The following is a 15814-nucleotide window of genomic DNA, read 5'->3' as shown; positions in this document are numbered from 1 at the left end:
CGACGTTTCCCCCCGCACGCCCGACGGCTGCGAGGAGTGTCTCAAGACAGGCAGCGGCTGGGTCCATCTCCGGCTCTGCCTCACTTGCGGCCATGTGGGCTGCTGCGACTCGTCCCCCAACCGCCACGCGACGAAACACTTTCACGAGACCCGCCACCCCGTCATGCGCAGCTTCGAGCCCGGCGAGGATTGGGGCTGGTGTTACATCGATCGGATTGAATTGCAACACGTGTGAGGCGTAGCCCTCGCGCCCGCGCGATGCGGCCGCTCGCCCGCTTGACGCGGCGGCGGCGGCCCACCATATATGAGGCGGCTACCGAACAAACGCCGAAACCGGAGCCGCCTCATGCCTGCTGTACCGCAAGCCCAGCGCACAAGCCGCCCGCCCGCGCGCACCTGCCCCGAGTGCGGCGCGCCCATCGCCCATGCGTCCGGGTGCACGAGCTGCATCGGCTGCGGCTGGGGCCGCTGCGAGTGACGGCGGCGCAGCTCTCACTCCTCGCGGGCGAGGAGTCGCCCGATGTTGCGCCCTGGACCCCGCTCGCGCCGCCGCTCCGGAACACCGAATTCCTCGCCCTTCCGGTGCGCTCGGTGCTCAACCCGCCGGCCGCCACCGGCATGAACTTCTGGTCGCTCAATCCCTACGTCGGCTGCGAGTTCGGCTGCGCCTACTGCTACGCCCGAGACACCCATCGCTACGCAGTCGAGCGCGCCCATCGCGTGCCGAGCGGGGTGCCCGCCTGGCTCGACTTCGAGCGACGCATCCTGGTCAAGGCCGATGCTGCAGCAGTGCTCGCCCGCACGCTGAACCCTCAACGCTTGGGCGGCAAATCAATCGTGATCGGCACGGCCACCGACCCGTATCAACCGGCCGAGCGGCGCTTCCGGATCACGCGCGCGCTGCTGGAGCGGCTCCTTCCGCATCGCGGACTCTCGGTCGGCATCATCACCAAGTCACCGCTCGTCACCCGCGATCTCGACCTGCTCACCCGGCTCGCCGCTCAGAACGACGTGAGCGTCAACGTCTCGCTCACGTCGCTCGATGCCAAACTCCTGCGCCGGATCGAATCCCGCTCACCGGTGCCCCGCGCGCGCCTGCGCGCGCTCCGCCGGCTCACCGACGCCGGCATTCACGCCGGGCTGCTCGTCGCACCCATTCTCCCGTGCCTCACCGACGGCACGGCCCAATTGAGCGCACTCCTGCTTGCGGCCAAGGAAGCCGGTGCCCGCTACGTGGTCGGGGCGGCGCTCCGCCTCAACCCCGCGGCGCGGCGCCGCTTCCTGCCGTTTCTCGCGCGTGAATTTCCCGAATTGGCCGAGCGATACGAGCGGCACTACGCGCGCCGCGCATCGGCCGGCTGGAAGTATCACGATGCCGTGATGACGCGGCTGCAAGTCTTGCAGCGGCGGCATGGATTCCCGCTTTCCGAAGGCATGCGCCGCCGGCGCCAGATCGACGGCACGGCCGCGTAGCGCGGCGCCTGCCTACCAGACAACCACCACCTTCCCAAACGTCTCGTTCCGCTCGAGCGCTTCGTGCGCCTCGGCGATACGGTCCATCGGAAACACCCGCTCGATCACCGGCCGGAGCGGCGCCGCGTGCTCCACCCGCTGATCGAAGAGCGGCAGCATGCCACGCGCGAACTCCCGCACGAGCGGCACCCGCTCTTCGTGGCTCCGGGCGCGCATCACGGTGCCGATCACCTCGAGCCGTTTTCGAAGAATCGGGCCGAGGTCCGCGTCGGCCCGCGTGCCCGTGAGAAAGCCGAGCATCACGAGCCGGCCGCGCGTTGCCAGCACCGCCAAGTTGTCGGCGAAAGCCTCGCCGCCGAGCACGTCGAGGATCACATCCACCGGCGCGCCCACGCCCTCACGAAACGGCGTGCGGCTCGTGTCGATGCCGGCGTCGAGCCCGTACACCGCCGCCCGCGCCAGCTTGTCCGCGCTGCGTGAGGTGCCGATCACCGTAGCGCCGAGATGCTTCGCGATCTGCGCGGCCGCGGTGCCGACGCCGCTCCCCACCGCATGGATCAGCACCCGGTCGCCTGGTGCGACGCGGCCCCGAGTCGTGAGCGCGTCGAAGGCCGTGAGAAACGCCTCCGGAATGCCGGCCGCCTCCTCGAACGAGAGGCCCGGCGGAATCGGCAGCGCCTCGTCCTCGTCAACGACCACGAGCTCGGCCTGCGCGCCTCCGCCCACGAGGCCCATGACGCGGTCTCCCACGCGCCAGCGGGTCGCCTCTCGGAGCGCCTCCACCTCGCCCGCATACTCGAGCCCCGGAATGTCCGCCGGCCAGCCGTGCGGCGCGGGATAGCTGCCGCGTCGTTGAAGGATGTCGGCGCGATTGAGCCCCGCGGCCCGGACCCGCACCCGGATCTGCCCCGCCCCCACGGCCGGCGCCGGGACCTGGGCGATGCGGATGACCTCGGTGCCGCCGGCGCCGGTGAACACGACTGCGCGCATTGGAGTCCTCGGGAGCGAGATGCCCCGCAGCATAACATGGCCACGAACTGCTGCGCGGCCGGGCTCGGCCACTCGGCGAACGCCGAACGTTCACCTTTGCACGACCGGCCGTTTACCATCCAATCGTTGGCCACACCGGAGGCGCCGATGTCCGCGGCGACGTCTCGATGAAGTTCACGATTCGTTGGCGCCCGCAGCTTCCCGTGATGGCGATTGCGGCCGCCGCCTGCGGGAGCGACGCCACCGCAGGCAACCCGCCCGAAAGCCCGCCGCCCTCGGCCACCTCGCTTCGCCTGCAGACCGTGGCGAGCGGGCTCGCCGCGCCCCTCTTCGTCACCTCGCCGCCCTCGGATCCGCGGCTTTTCATCGTCGAGCAGGGCGGAACGATCCGCATCGTCCAGAACGGCGCGCTCCTCGCCAAGCCGTTTCTGGACGTCAGCGCGAAAATTTCCGCCGGCGGCGAGCGCGGCCTCCTGGGCCTCGCCTTCGACCCGGACTACGCAGCCAACGGCCGATTCGTGGTGCACTACACCGCGCCCAATGGCGACGTGCACGTCGCCTCGTTCCATGTCTCGGCCGACCCCGACGTGGCGGACGCCACAAGTGAAACCACACTCTTCACCGCGCCGCACAGCGAATTCGCCAACCACAACGGAGGCATGGTCACGTTCGGCCCCGACGGCGAGCTGTACGTCGCCATCGGCGACGGCGGCAGCGGCGGCGATCCGCACGGCAACGGCCAAAGCCTCACCACGCTGCTCGGCAAGCTCGTGCGCATCGATCTCGACGCCGGCACGCCCTACGCCATTCCACCCGACAATCCCTTCGCGAGCGCGGCCGCGCCCGGCACGCGCGGCGAGATCTGGAGCTATGGTCTCCGGAACCCGTTCCGCTTCAGCTTCGACCGCGCCACCGGCGACCTGTACATCGGAGACGTGGGACAGAATGAGTTCGAGGAGGTGGACGTCGCCACCAGGGCCGCGGGTGGCGGCCGCGGACTCAACTTCGGCTGGAACGTGATGGAGGGGACCCACTGCTACGCGAGCGACAACTGCAATCGCGCCGGGCTCACCCTCCCGGTGCTCGACTACGGTCATGCGGACGGCGCCTGTGCGGTGATCGGCGGCTACGCCTACCGGGGCGCCGCGATGCCCGATCTGGCCGGCACCTACTTTTACGGCGACCTCTGCGCCGGCTGGATTCGGAGTTTCCGCTATGCCGGCGGCCAGGTCACCGAGCCCTTGCAGTGGGACGCGCTCGCCACGCCGGGGCTCACGAGCTTCGGCGAGGACGCGAGCGGCGAGGTGTACGTCGTGAGCGGCGCGGGCACGGTGTCGCGCATCGTCGCCGCGCCATGACCCGTTGCCCGCTCAACCCGAGCCCACCGTCTTGCCGCCCATGATCGGCAGCACCTCACCCGTGATGTAGCTCGAGTCCACCGAGCTCGCGAAAAAGACATACGCCGGCGCGATCTCCTCGGGTTGCGCCGGCCGTTTCATCGGCACGCTCGCGCCGAACTTGGTGATTTCCTCGGCCGATGCGTCGGCCGGGTTGAGCGGCGTCCACACGGGGCCCGGCGCCACCGCGTTCACCCGGATGCCGCGCGCCAGCACGTTCTGCGCGAGTGACTTGGTGAACGCGTGGATCGCGCCCTTCGTGGCCGAGTAGTCGAGCAGGTGCTTGCTGCCTTCGATGCCGGTCTCGGAGCCGGTGTTCACGATGGCGGAGCCGTCATGGAGGTGCGGCAGCGCCGCCTTGGCCATGTGGAAGTAGCCGTAGATGTTCGTCCGGAAGGTGCGGTCCCACTGCTCCTCGGACAGCGCCTCGAGCGTGTCGACGTGCTCCTGGAATGCCGCGTTGTTCACCAGGATGTCGAGCTTGCCGAACTCCTCGACCGTCTGCGCGACCGCATCCTGGCAGAAATCCGGATCGCTCACGTCGCCCGGGATCAGGATCGCGCGGCGGCCCTCCGCCTCGACGGCGCGCCGCGTCTCCTCGGCATCGTCATCCTCGCTCAGGTAGACGATGGCCACGTCCGCCCCTTCGCGCGCGAAGAGCACCGCCACGGCCCGGCCGATTCCGGAATCGCCGCCGGTGATGAGCGCCACCCGATCGCGGAGCTTCCCGGAGCCGCGGTACTCCTCCGCCTCGTACCTCGGCCGCGGCTCGAGCTTCGACTCGAGACCGGGCTTCTGCTGGTGCTGCTTGGGCATTGGCGGCGTGGGATACTGGCGGCCGGGCGGCTCCACGGCCTTGGACTGCTGCTGCTTCGACTTTGCGCCGCCCTCGCGCTGCCCCGCCCGCCGCTGCTCCGCTTCCTGCTGCAGGTGCCGCTCGGCCTGGGCCGTCCGCCGGCCTGCGCCCGCGTAGCGCCGGGTGCGTCCACTGGCCGCGTCGGTTGCGTGCGTCTTCTTCGTTGCCATCGTTGCTCCTGCCTCCTGATCGGGTCTGCCGTCGGATCCGCGCGTGTGAAAACGACGGTGCACCGTCCGGAGGCAATCCGAGGTGACGCAGGACACGTCGCGGAGGCGCGCCGCGGGAGCGCGCGTTTAAGATTTCATCGCCCTCGCCCTCCCCTGAACCGGATGGTCGGAACGTACGGTCCCGCCGCAGTAAACCAGTGCCGAATACCCGCACGCACACCCCTTTCCTTGCCCGCACGCGTGAGGGGGCGTATATAGTATTTCGGGTTTTATTCGGGTACTCAACCTTTCCCGTCCATGCCCCCTGCCCATGCCGCCGCCCTCCGAGCTCTCGTCACCCAGCGCTTTCCCGACGCGCTGGCGGCGCCGTATTGGAGCCGGGGCATCGTGGCCACCGGGCTCGCCGCACTCGACCGGATTCTCCCGAACGGCGGCTTTCAGCGCGGGCGGCTGGCGGCATGGGAGCCGGGCACGGGCACCGTGGCGCTCCTCCGAAGCGCGGCACTCCACGCCACGGCGGACGGCGAGCGCACCGCCTGGATCACCACCGGCGGGCGGCTTGCCCCGGCAGGCGCCGGCTGGCATGCCGGACCGCTCCTGCTCTCTTCCCCGGGCCCGCTCGCCGGCTTTCGTGCCGCCGAGACGTTGGCGCGCTCCGGCGGTTTCGCGTTCGTCGTGGTGGACGGCGCCGAGCCCGATCCGGCGGCCGCGGTGCGCCTCTCGCGCGCGGCCCACGAGGGCGGCGCCGCGCTCGTGCTCGTCGCCCGCCGGAGCCCGGTGGCGAGCCTCCGTCTCGAGAGCCGCGCGCTCCCGCAGGCCTGCGGATGGCAGGATCGTCTCGGCGAACCCGGAGCCGTCCGATCGGTTCGCGTGCGGGTGACGGCGCGCGGCTCGGGATGGCTCGCCGCGGCCGAGCTGGTGCTTCCGGTATGGCACGATGACCGTCGTCTGTCTCACGAACCTCGGCATCCCGACCGGCGCGGCGAGCGGCGCTGAGGCCGGCGCCCCGGACCGCGCCGAGCGCGTCACCGAGCGCGTCGCCGAGCTCGGGACCCTCCTGCTCGAGCGGGCCCCCCGCGTGCGGATGGAAGCCGGTACCGATCGCGGGCAGAGGCCGGCCCTCGTGTGGGCCGATGCCCGCGGGCTTGAGGCCCGTTCGCTCGCCGAGGCGCTGCTCGGACTTCTGCGTGCCGGCGGCGTGGCCGCGCCGCGGGCGGGCATCGCGTCGACGCCCGTGGCGGCGGAGATCGCGGCGCGCCATCCCGCACCACCGCCTGACTCCGCCGTCATCGAGGTGCCGCCGGACGAAGACCGCGCCTTCCTCGCCCCACAGCCGCTCGCCGTGCTCGGCCCCGAGCCCGACCTCCTGGCGCTGCTCGATGGCACCGGCCTCGAGCGCTGCGGCGATCTCGCGGCGCTCGACCAGGCGTCGGTCGAGGTCCGCTTCGGCGCGGGCGGCGTTGCTCTCTGGCGGCTCGCCCGCGCCGACGATCGGCGCCTTCTCTTCGGCGCGGCGCCGCGCCCGCTGCCGCACGCCTCGCTCGAGTGGACCGACTACACGCTGCACGATGCCGAGCGATTGCTCTTCGTGGTGAACCGCCTCGTCGGCAGCGTCTGCACCGCGCTGCGCCAGCTCGGGCAGGGGGCGCGCGCCTTCACCGTCTCGTTCGCGCTCGTGCGGGGTCAGCCGGTCGAGCACACCTTCCGCCCTTCGCGTCCGAGCGCCGACGCGACGGCGTGGGTCCGGCTGGTGCGCCACGAGCTCGAGCGGCTCCGCCTGCCCGACGGCGCCACCGGCATCGCCGTCCGGGTGGACGCGGTAGATGCCGCCACCAGCGTGCAGGGCGACCTCCTCGACCGCGGCTTCGCCACCGCGCGCGAAGCCGAAGCGGCGCTCGCCCGCGTGCTCGAGCGTGACGGTGTGCTCCTCCTCCCCGAGAGCACCCGGCACCCCCTGCTCCGGCGCCGCACCCGCTGGCTCGAGCAGGAGGCCGCGCTCGTCTGGGCCCGCCCGCAGCTCGGCCCCGGCGACACCGAGCCCGCGCTCGCCCTCCACCTCCTCGCCGAGCCCGAGCCGGTCGAGGTCGAGACAGCCGACCGCCGCGGCTTCGCGGTCCCGCAGCGCTATCGCGACGCCGAGGGGTGGCACGACCTCCTCGCCGCCTCGGGGCCCGATTGCGTGTCGGGCGGCCGTTGGACCGAGGCCTACGCCTACGAGCTCTACTGCTGCGTGCGCGCCGACGGCGAGCTGGTGCAGCTCGGCCGCGACGCGCGGCGCGGTGCGTGGGAGCTGCACGGGAGCTGGCGGTAGTGCCCCCCGCCGAGCTCCGCTGCCATACCGCCTTCTCCTTCGGCGACGGCGCCGTTACGCCCGAGGCCCTGGTCCGCCGCGCCGCCGAGCTGGGCTATGGCGCGCTCGGGCTCACCGACGCGGCCGACCTCGGCGGCGTCGTGCGCGCGACGATCGAGGCGCGGCAGCGGGGCGTCAAGCTCGTGGTGGGCGCCGAGCTCGTGGTCGACGGCCACCCGCTGGCGCTCCTCGCCCGGAACGAGCGCGGCTACCGCAACCTCGCGGCGCTCGTCACCCGCGCCCGCGTGGGCGAGCTCACCACCTGGAAGCGCGAGCACCCGCACACCACGCGCGGCCGCGCGAGCGTCGCCTGGGCCGATCTTGCCGAACGCGCCGAGGGCCTGCACCTCCTCACCGGCCCGGCGTCGAGCCGCGTCGCCGTGCTGCTCCGCGCCGGCCGGCGTGCCGAGGCGGAGCGCACGCTCGCGAGCTGGCGCGAGGCGTTCGGCGGACGGCTTGCGGTCGAGGTGCAGCGGCACGATGTCGGTGGTGACGAAATTGAGCTCGCCGACGCGCTCATCGACCTCGCCGGGCGCGCGGGCGTGCCCTGGATCATCGCCCAGGACCCGCGCTACCTCGACGCGCGGGGCCGCCTGGTGCACGACATGCTCACCGCGCTCCGTGCCGATCTCACCCTCGACGAGGCCGAGCGCGCGGGCGTGCTCCTCCCGAACGGCCACTGGCGCCTCCTCTCACCCGAGGAGATGGCGCGCCGCTGGGCCGCGCGTCCCGAGGGATTGGCCGAAGCCGGCCGCATCGCCGCCGAGTGTGATTTCGACCTCGGCTGGATGCGCCCGCCGCTCCCGACGTTCGACGTCCCCGACGGGCACACCGACGACTCCTTTCTCCGCGCCTGCGTCGACGCCGGCGCGTGCGAGCGGTGGGGCGAGCCCGACACCAGCCAGCGCCGCCAGCTCGAGCACGAGCTCGGCGTCATCACCCGGCTCGGCTTCGCCGGCTTCTTTCTCGTGATGTGGGACGTCGTACGCAAGGCGCGCGAGCTCGGCATCCTCTGCCAGGGCCGCGGCAGCGCCGCCAACTCCGCCGTCGCCTACTGCCTCGGCATCACGGCGGTCGATCCCGTACGTCACGGTCTTCTCTTCGAGCGCTTTCTCTCCGAGGCGCGGGCCGACGGCCAGACCGAGGCGCCCGACATCGATCTCGATATCGAGCACGACCGGCGCGAGGAGCTGCTCGACTACGCCTACGGGCGATGGAATCGCTCGTGCGCGGCCATCGCCTGCACGGTGCAGCACTACCGCGCGCCCAACGCGCTGCTCGACGCCATGCGCGCGCTGGGCTATCCGGCGGAGCTCGCCGTCAAGCTCTCCAAGCGCCTCCATTACGCCGAGCCGGCCGAAGGCGCCGAGCACGTGCGCCGCGTGCTGGCGCCGCAGTTCGGGCTCGACCTGAGCGATGCGCGCGGCCGCACGCTCCTCGCACTCATGGCCGGGTGCGAGGGACTGCCGCGCCTCCGCTCCACCCACGTCGGCGGCTTCGTTCTCTCGTCGGCGCCGCTCGGCGAGTGGCTCCCGATCGAGCACACCGCGATGGGCCGCACCATCCTCCAGTTCGACAAGGACGACCTCGACGCGCTCGGCGTCCCCAAGTTCGATTTTCTCGGACTCGGCGGGCTCTCGCTCGTGCGGCGCGCGTTCGACGTGATCGAGCGGCGCACCGGCGCGCGCCCCGAGATGTACACGCTCCCGCCCGACGACGCGGCGACCTACGACCTCATCGCCCGCGGCGAGACGGTGGGCATGTTCCAGATCGAGAGCCGGGCGCAGATCGCCTCGTTGCTCAAAACCAGGCCCGAGCGGCTCTACGACATCGTGGTGCAGGTGGCGCTCATCCGCCCCGGCCCCATCGAGGCGCGGTTCGTCCGCCCCTACACCCAGCGCCGCCGCGGGCTCGAGCCGGTGGAGTACCGGCACCCGCTGCTCGAGCCGATCCTCGCGCGCACCCAGGGGCTGCCGATCTTCCAGGAGCAGGCGATGGCGATCGCGATGAGCCTGGGCCGCTACTCGGCCGCCGAAGCCGACGCCCTCCGCCGCGCGATGGGACACAACCGGAAGCGCGCCCGGCTCATGGAGGAGCTCGCGCGGCTCCGCGAGCGGATGGCGGCGCGCGGCATCGCCGCCCCGGTAGCCGAGCCCATCTGCCGCGATCTGGAGGCCTTCGGGAGCTACGGCTTTCCCGAGTCGCACGCGTGGAGCTTCGCCTTGATCGCGTACGCCACGGCGTGGCTCAAGCAGCATCATCCCGCCGCGTTCTACCTCGCCCTGCTCAACTCGTGGCCGATGGGTTTCTACTCGCCTGCGACGCTGATGCACGACGCGCGGCGCCAGGGCGTCGAGGTCCGGCCGCCGTGTCTCAAGGACGGAGACTGGGAGTGCACCGTGGAAGAGTCGGCCGATCCCGCGCGCCCCGCGCTCCGCATCGGCTGGCGACACGTGCGCGGCATGGGCGAGCGGACGCTCGAGCGGCTCCGCGCGGCGCACGGCGCGGCGCCGTTCGATTCGATCGCCGACGTGGTGCGGCGCACCGCGCTCACCCGGGCCGAAGCGCTGAGCCTTGCGCGCGCGGGGGCGTTCGCCGCGTGGGAATCCGACCGGCGGCGGGCGGCCTGGGCCGCGTTCCACGTCGTGGGAGACCGGCTGCCGCTGGCACCTGTCACGCCGGCGCCGCACGCGCCGCGCCCGCTCGAGCGCGACGAGCTGATCTATCTCGACTACTTCGCGGTGGGGATGAGCCTCGAGGGGCACCCGATGGAGCACGTGCGCGCGCGGTTGAAACGAGGCGGCGCGCTCGACAGCCGCGACCTGCTCGGCTTGAAGGGTGGCGAGGAGATCATCGTGGGCGGTCTCGTCACCGTCCGCCAGGCACCCCAGACGGCGGGCGGCACGATCTTTCTCCTGCTCGAGGACGAGCACGGCTTCATCAACGTCGTGGTGCCGAGCCGGCTGGTGGAGGAAAATCGCGAGGTAGTGAAATTTGCGCTTTTCGTGCTGGTGCAGGGCCGCTTCGAGCGGGACGGGCCGGTGATGAACGTGGTGGGCCGGCGCTTCCGCGAGCTCAGTGGGAACTCGCTGGCGTACGTGAGCCGGGATTTTCACTGAGCCGGGCCCAACGGCCCCGCGCGCCCGCCGCGCGCTAGAGCTGCACCGCCTCCACCCGTTCCTCTCCGCTCTTCCCCTTGTACCCCTCGGGCTGCACGCGGCCGGCATCCACTCCATACGCCTTCACCAGCGCTTCCTGGATCGCCTGCGCCCGCGCAACGCTGACATCCCTGCTCTCGGCGTATGCCTCGAGCCGGAGCCGCACATCGCCGTGCGCCTTGAGCATCGAGCCCAGTGCCTTGAGCGTGGGCGCCGACTCGTCGGTGAGCGTCGCCGTTCCCGAGGTGAACTGCACGTTCTGCAGCGTGACCCGGCCGTCGGACTTGAGTGAGGTGTACAGCGCGTCGCCCGCGCTCTCGTCCGCGGAAGAGAGCTTGGTCGAGAGCGCCGCGTCGATGGCGCGGTTCTCGTGCTCGACGACGGTGTTGATGGCGTGATTCTCCGCGTTCTGCCTGACGGCGTCGCCGAGCCGCTTGCCGAACTGCGCATGCGCAGAGATGGCGCCGAACGGCAGCATGGCCGCGGCGAGCGCGAGGACCGCGAGCCGATGGAGTCGAGGTGTCATGACGTGGCCTCGCCGAGAAATGGTCGGTCCGGATGTCTCGCTATGATTCGCGCCCGTCCGGACCGTGTCAAGTGAACGCCGTCGATTGGGAGCCGCCGAGCGCGAACTCGTAGTGGGCCTGTCCGGCAGGCGTGCCGCCCGGGCCGAAGCTCTGCTCGATGAAGCTGACCCGGCCATCGTGGGCGACGAGCACGGCGGTCGACGAGCGGGTGCCGTAGTCCGGGGACGAGATGAACGCGGACGACAGGAGCCGCTCCCACGCGAGGCCCACCCCGGTGGTCGGGAGCAGGTGGTCGGCAGATTGATGCCGATCCGAGAGCAGCCGCAACAGCCCGCTGCCGAGCTCGGGCGCGGCCTCGAGCAGCAAGGCGCCGAGCGCGTGCTTCCCGGCGGTGACCTTGGGCCACGGCGAATCGAGCAGGTGGTTGCTGAGCCCGTAGACCCGGGGCGACAGGCCGCGGATTCGGCCCTCGCGGTTCGAGAAGTACCAGAGCTGCCCCGTGTCGCCGACGAGAAGATTGAAGCCGTTGTACTGCTCGGCCTCGCGCGCGACCTGCTTCAGATACATCCGCGCGTCCATGCCGCTCGTGAGAAAGTCGCTCACCAGGCGTCCGCGAGACCGCGGGGCCGCCGGCTCCCGCTCGCCTTGACGGTAATTGGTCACCGCGGCAAAGCGGCCGGCGCGATCGATACCGAGCCAGGTGCCGCTCGCGCGCAGGTCGCGGCCGGCCAGCACCGCCGGCGCCTCCGGCCAGAACGCGGCTGCTGCCGTGGGCCGGTCGTAGAACTCATCGCGGTTGGCCGCGAGGATGATCGAAAAGCGCGGATGCGATTCAAACGCGATCAGGACAAGACACATTTCCGTACCCGGGAAACCTCACGTCATCCAGCCGCCGACCCGACCGCCGCCACCGCGCTGCAAGTAACCGTCTCCCGCCGCCGGGGGGTAGCGCTCCGCAGCAGCCGCAGGGAACCACGAATAGTTTCATACGTATCGCGGCAACGCTTCGGAGGGTTCACATGAGCCAGCTCACCGGCATCCACCACGTCACCGCAATCGCGGGCGATGCCCAGGAAAATCTCGACTTCTACGCCGGCATCCTCGGCATGCGGCTCGTCAAGCGCTCGGTCAATCAGGACGCGCCCGACACCTATCACCTCTTCTACGCCGACGCCGAGGGACACCCGGGCAGCGATCTCACGTTCTTTCCCTGGCCCGGCATGGCGCCGGCCCGGCCCGGCACCGGCCTCTCGCAGGAGGTGGCCCTCGCCGTTCCGGCCGACAGCCTGGGCTACTGGTCCGACCGGCTCACGCGCTATGGCGCGGCCATGGGCGCGCCGGAGGTGCGCTTCGGGAACCAGGCGCTCCCGCTCACCGATCCGCACGGACTGCCGCTGGCGCTCGTGGCCTCCGATGACCTGCGCGAATTCACCGCATGGGATCGGAGTCCCGTGCCCGAGCCGCACCAGATCCGCGGCCTCCACGGCGTGCGCCTGTGGCAGCGCGACCTGACGCGCACCGCCGAGTTTTTCACCTCGGCGCTCGGCTTCCGCCCGCTCGGCCAGGATGGCGAGTGGCACCGGTTCGGCGTGCGCGACGGCGGGTCGGGGCAGGCGGTGGAGATTCGCGAGCTGCCGCTCATGGCGCGCGGCGCCTGGGGCACCGGCGGCATTCACCACGTAGCCTGGCGGGTGCCGGACCAGGAGACAGAGCTCGCCGTGCGCGCGCGGGTCGAGGAGGCGGGGCGCCGGCCGACAATGGTGATCGACCGCTTCTGGTTCCGCTCGGTCTATTTCACCGAGCCGGGCGGCGCCCTGCAGGAGATCGCCACCGACGGCCCCGGCTTCGCGGCCGACGAGCCGCCCGAAGCACTCGGCGAGAAGCTCGTGCTGCCGCCCTGGCTCGAAGCGGATCGCGCGGCGATCGAGGCCGAACTGCCGCCGCTCCGCGCCCCGGTGGCGACACCGGCGTGATCCGATGCGGTGACCATGTCGGACGACGCGCAGGGCTTTGACAACGCACCACCGCCGCCCGGGTCGGGAGATCTCGCCCGGCTCGGCGCGGCGGTGCCGCCGCTCATCCACTTCGGGACGTCGTCGTGGACGTATCCCGGCTGGCGCGGGCTCGTCTATCACCGCGACTACGCGGGCAAGGGCATGGCCGCCGCCATGCTCGACGAGTACGCGAAATTCCCGCTCTTCCGCACGGTCGGCATCGACTCGACGTTCTACGCCCCGCCCACCGAGGCAATGCTCCGGAGCTATGCCGAGCGCCTGCCGCCCGGCTTCCCGTGCGTGAGCAAGGTGTGGCACCAGCTCACCGCGTTCAGTTGGACCAAGGCGCAGAGCAAGACCAAAGCGGGACAGAAGAACCCCGACTTCCTCAATCCGGAAGTCTTCCTCGAGGCCGTGTACGAGCCCACTTGCACGTACTTCGCCGACCACGTCGGGGCGTTCGTCTTCGAATTTCAGCAGATCTTCCGCTCCAGCGGCATCACGCCCCAGCGTTTTGCCGATCTGCTCGACGCCTTCTTCAGCGAGCTGCCGCGTGAAGGCCGCTACGCGGTCGAAATCCGCAACGAGGATTTTCTCACCCCCGCCTACTTCGCGGTGCTGCGCGAGCACGGCGTGGCCCACGTGCTCAACTCGTGGACCCGCATGCCGTCGATCGGCACGCAGCTCGACCTGCCCGGCGTGCTCACGGGCTCCTTCATCGTGGCGCGCGCGCTGCTCCGGCCCGGCCGCACCTACGACGAAGCGGTGGACGCCTTCGCGCCGTACGACCGCATCCGCGAGCCTGACCCCGAAGTCCGGACCGACCTCCTCGGCGTCATCACCGCGGCGCTCCGCACCCGCATTCCCGCCTATGTCCTGGTGAACAACCGGCTGGAGGGCAGCGCGCCGCGCACCATCATCGAGCTGGCCCTCGAAACCGTGGCCGAGGCCGGCTCGGGATCGTGACCGGATGAGTCAGACTGCCGCGAAGGCGCGCACCGGAAAGCTGCCGAAGCCCACGATCTTGGGCGGCACCGCGTAGAAGCGAAAGCCGGCGGCGGGAAGCGCGCCGAGGTTGGTCATATGCTCGAGGATCGGGATCTCGGCGCCGAGCAGCGTCGAGTGCACCGGGCGGGCGAAGTCATCGACGTCATCGATGTTGAGCGAATCGATGCCCACGAGCCGAGCGCCGCCCGCCCGCAGCAGCTCGGCCGCGGCCGCGGTGAGAAAGGGATGATCGGAGAGATAGCGCGGGGTGCGCCAGTGGCGGTCCCACCCGGTATGCACCAGCACCGCTTTGCCGGTTACGTCCAGCTCGAAGGCGTCGGGCCCGATCGCGCGCCCCGCATCCGGCGCGATCCGCACCACGATGCCGTCGAGCCCCGCCAGCCATTTGAGCGGCAGCGCGGCCAGATCCTTGCCGCTGGCGTAGCGGTGAAACGGCGAGTCGAGATAGGTGCCGGTGTTCGCCACCATCTCGATCCGCCCGATCTGGAACTCTACGCCGGGCGCGTACCGCGCGCGTGACTCGATGCGGCTCATGTAGTCACAGATGAGCGGCCCCGGGAGACCGGGGTAGGTGACCATTCCGTTTTCGATGGGATGTGACAGATCGATGAGCGGCATGGCGCGGCGGCGGCTACTGCGCGCCCGCTGCGGCGATCACTTCGCGCAGCCGCTCGCCCGCGCCCGCCGTCTCCGCAATCCGCGCGAGCGTCTCGCCCACTTTGTTGTTGGGCGTCGACGCGCCCGCGCTCACACCGACGACCGCGGCGCCGCCGAGCCAGTCGCGATCGACCCGCTCCTGCTTGCTGCCGACCGGCTGGTGGCGGATCGACCGGCTCGCCGCATCGATCCCGTCCGCGTCCTCGATGTGGTAGGTGCGGATGCCCTTCGAGTGCACCAGGGCCGCCAGGTGGCAGGTGTTGCTCGAGTTGTAGCCGCCCACGATCACCATCACGTCGAGCGGCTCCTCCACCAACTGATGGATCGCGTCCTGCCGCTCCTGGGTGGCCGAGCAGATCGTGTCGAAGGTGCGGAAGTGCTGAGGCAGTGCGGAGTCGCCGTAGCGGCGGATCATGCTCTGGCGAAACTCGTCGGCGATCGCGAGCGACTCACCCGAGAGCATCGTGGTCTGGTTCGCGAGCCCCACTTTGACGAGATCGCGATCGAAATCGAACCCCGGCGAGGCGCGCCCGCCGAATCGCTCCGCGAGCGCCGCGGCCTCACCCCGCCCTTCGATGAAATCGCACACCGTCCGCGCCTCGGCCATGTTGAGTACGACCAGGTGACGGCCGCCCGGGTACTTGGTTACCTGGCTCGCCGTGGCCTTGGTCTCCTCGTGGTAGTACTTGCCGTGGATGATGGCCGTAAACCCGTCGCGCGCGTAGCTCTCCACCCGCTTCCATACGTTGAGCACCGAGCCGCAGGTCGTGTCCACCATTACGCAGCCCACGGCGCGCAGCCGCTCGAAATCCCCGATGGTCACGCCGAACGCCGGCAGGATGACGACGTCGGCCGGTGTGAGCTCGGCAAAGTCGAATGCGGCGTCGGCGCCGTGGCGAAGCACCCGGATCCCCATCTGGCGGAGCTTCTCGTTCACGTGCGGGTTGTGGATGATCTCACCCACGAGGTAGAGCCGGCGGTCGGGAAACTTGGCGCGCGACTCGTAGGCGTAGTCCACCGCCCGGTCCACGCCGTAGCAGAACCCGAACTCGCGGGCGAGGCGGAAGGTGAGCGGCCCGACGGCGAGCCGGTAGTCGCTCGCGCGCAGCAGGTCGACGACGCCGCTGTGGTAGTCGCTTGCGAGCCGTCCCTGGATCGCGTCCTTGAGCCCGAAGCCCTTGCGGAAGTAGGTGGATTCCATGCCGGGAATTATACCGCTGGCGGCCCCGCGCAC

The 15814-nt window shown here is 70.9% G+C and carries 14 protein-coding genes; 8 read left to right on the top strand and 6 right to left on the bottom strand.

From position 1 onward, the window contains the following. Together VFW66_08535 and VFW66_08530 are read left to right on the top strand one after the other, a co-directional pair. On the top strand, window positions 1-235 hold a 235-nt coding region (locus tag VFW66_08535), incomplete at its 5' end, for a UBP-type zinc finger domain-containing protein (GenBank protein HEX5386730.1). Window positions 236-435: 200 nt separating this feature from the next. After that, the gene (locus VFW66_08530) at window positions 436-1473 is read left to right on the top strand and encodes a radical SAM protein (protein HEX5386729.1); all 1038 of its coding nucleotides are present in this window, start codon (window positions 436-438) and stop codon (window positions 1471-1473) included. 12 nt (window positions 1474-1485) lie between these two features. Here VFW66_08530 and VFW66_08525 read toward each other — a convergent pair whose 3' ends face one another. After that, window positions 1486-2463 (bottom strand): NAD(P)H-quinone oxidoreductase, encoded by a 978-nt coding sequence (locus VFW66_08525; GenBank protein HEX5386728.1) that lies wholly within the window; start codon window positions 2461-2463, stop codon window positions 1486-1488. A 167-nt stretch (window positions 2464-2630) separates the two neighbouring features. Between VFW66_08525 and VFW66_08520 the strand changes: the two genes are divergently transcribed. Next, window positions 2631-3821 carry a PQQ-dependent sugar dehydrogenase gene (locus VFW66_08520; GenBank protein ID HEX5386727.1) on the top strand — a complete coding sequence of 397 codons (1191 nt, stop codon included), beginning with the start codon at window positions 2631-2633 and terminating at the stop codon, window positions 3819-3821. Window positions 3822-3833: 12 nt separating this feature from the next. Here VFW66_08520 and VFW66_08515 read toward each other — a convergent pair whose 3' ends face one another. Then, window positions 3834-4886 (bottom strand): SDR family oxidoreductase, encoded by a 1053-nt coding sequence (locus VFW66_08515; GenBank protein HEX5386726.1) that lies wholly within the window; start codon window positions 4884-4886, stop codon window positions 3834-3836. A 297-nt stretch (window positions 4887-5183) separates the two neighbouring features. Between VFW66_08515 and VFW66_08510 the strand changes: the two genes are divergently transcribed. The 3 genes from VFW66_08510 to VFW66_08500 are packed head-to-tail and all read left to right on the top strand — an operon-like array spanning window position 5184 to window position 10355. Then, window positions 5184-5882, top strand: coding sequence for a hypothetical protein (locus VFW66_08510; protein HEX5386725.1), 699 nt, complete (start codon window positions 5184-5186; stop codon window positions 5880-5882). After that, a complete protein-coding gene (locus tag VFW66_08505; protein ID HEX5386724.1) occupies window positions 5824-7197 on the top strand; it encodes a hypothetical protein in 1374 nt (457 codons plus the stop codon). The genes VFW66_08510 and VFW66_08505 overlap by 59 nt, the downstream gene beginning before the upstream one ends. Then, window positions 7197-10355 carry an error-prone DNA polymerase gene (locus tag VFW66_08500; protein ID HEX5386723.1) on the top strand — a complete coding sequence of 1053 codons (3159 nt, stop codon included), beginning with the start codon at window positions 7197-7199 and terminating at the stop codon, window positions 10353-10355. The genes VFW66_08505 and VFW66_08500 overlap by 1 nt, the downstream gene beginning before the upstream one ends. Before the next feature lie 34 nt (window positions 10356-10389). Here VFW66_08500 and VFW66_08495 read toward each other — a convergent pair whose 3' ends face one another. Further along, window positions 10390-10920, bottom strand: coding sequence for a hypothetical protein (locus tag VFW66_08495; GenBank protein ID HEX5386722.1), 531 nt, complete (start codon window positions 10918-10920; stop codon window positions 10390-10392). Between the two features lie 67 nt (window positions 10921-10987). After that, window positions 10988-11779, bottom strand: coding sequence for an NRDE family protein (locus VFW66_08490; protein ID HEX5386721.1), 792 nt, complete (start codon window positions 11777-11779; stop codon window positions 10988-10990). Between the two features lie 161 nt (window positions 11780-11940). Here VFW66_08490 and VFW66_08485 point away from each other — a divergent pair, with 161 nt between their 5' ends. Next, window positions 11941-12894: a ring-cleaving dioxygenase gene (locus tag VFW66_08485; GenBank protein HEX5386720.1), complete on the top strand. Its 954-nt coding sequence runs from the start codon at window positions 11941-11943 to the stop codon at window positions 12892-12894. Window positions 12895-12909: 15 nt separating this feature from the next. After that, a complete protein-coding gene (locus tag VFW66_08480; GenBank protein ID HEX5386719.1) occupies window positions 12910-13881 on the top strand; it encodes a DUF72 domain-containing protein in 972 nt (323 codons plus the stop codon). Between the two features lie 9 nt (window positions 13882-13890). Here VFW66_08480 and VFW66_08475 read toward each other — a convergent pair whose 3' ends face one another. Both VFW66_08475 and VFW66_08470 read right to left on the bottom strand, forming a co-directional pair. Next, window positions 13891-14541, bottom strand: coding sequence for a cyclase family protein (locus tag VFW66_08475; GenBank protein ID HEX5386718.1), 651 nt, complete (start codon window positions 14539-14541; stop codon window positions 13891-13893). Window positions 14542-14554: 13 nt separating this feature from the next. Further along, window positions 14555-15781 carry a 4-hydroxy-3-methylbut-2-enyl diphosphate reductase gene (locus tag VFW66_08470; GenBank protein HEX5386717.1) on the bottom strand — a complete coding sequence of 409 codons (1227 nt, stop codon included), beginning with the start codon at window positions 15779-15781 and terminating at the stop codon, window positions 14555-14557. Between the last annotated feature and the right edge of the window lie 33 nt (window positions 15782-15814).

Source organism: Gemmatimonadales bacterium (genome assembly GCA_036279355.1).
GTDB lineage: Bacteria > Gemmatimonadota > Gemmatimonadetes > Gemmatimonadales > GWC2-71-9 > DASQPE01.
The sequence above is the reverse complement of the archived record's forward strand: the minus strand, read 5'-3'. Positions and strand labels throughout refer to the sequence as shown.

What these genes read in the sequence shown, in the direction of transcription:
- VFW66_08525 (HEX5386728.1), bottom strand. Translation starts at nt 2,463, where the DNA reads ATGCGCGCAGTCGTGTTCACCGGCGCCGGCGGCACCGAGGTCATCCGC.
- VFW66_08520 (HEX5386727.1), top strand. Translation starts at nt 2,631, where the DNA reads ATGAAGTTCACGATTCGTTGGCGCCCGCAGCTTCCCGTGATGGCGATT.
- VFW66_08515 (HEX5386726.1), bottom strand. Translation starts at nt 4,886, where the DNA reads ATGGCAACGAAGAAGACGCACGCAACCGACGCGGCCAGTGGACGCACC.
- VFW66_08510 (HEX5386725.1), top strand. Translation starts at nt 5,184, where the DNA reads ATGCCCCCTGCCCATGCCGCCGCCCTCCGAGCTCTCGTCACCCAGCGC.
- VFW66_08505 (HEX5386724.1), top strand. Translation starts at nt 5,824, where the DNA reads ATGACCGTCGTCTGTCTCACGAACCTCGGCATCCCGACCGGCGCGGCG.
- VFW66_08495 (HEX5386722.1), bottom strand. Translation starts at nt 10,920, where the DNA reads ATGACACCTCGACTCCATCGGCTCGCGGTCCTCGCGCTCGCCGCGGCC.
- VFW66_08490 (HEX5386721.1), bottom strand. Translation starts at nt 11,779, where the DNA reads ATGTGTCTTGTCCTGATCGCGTTTGAATCGCATCCGCGCTTTTCGATC.
- VFW66_08485 (HEX5386720.1), top strand. Translation starts at nt 11,941, where the DNA reads ATGAGCCAGCTCACCGGCATCCACCACGTCACCGCAATCGCGGGCGAT.
- VFW66_08480 (HEX5386719.1), top strand. Translation starts at nt 12,910, where the DNA reads ATGTCGGACGACGCGCAGGGCTTTGACAACGCACCACCGCCGCCCGGG.
- VFW66_08475 (HEX5386718.1), bottom strand. Translation starts at nt 14,541, where the DNA reads ATGCCGCTCATCGATCTGTCACATCCCATCGAAAACGGAATGGTCACC.
- VFW66_08470 (HEX5386717.1), bottom strand. Translation starts at nt 15,781, where the DNA reads ATGGAATCCACCTACTTCCGCAAGGGCTTCGGGCTCAAGGACGCGATC.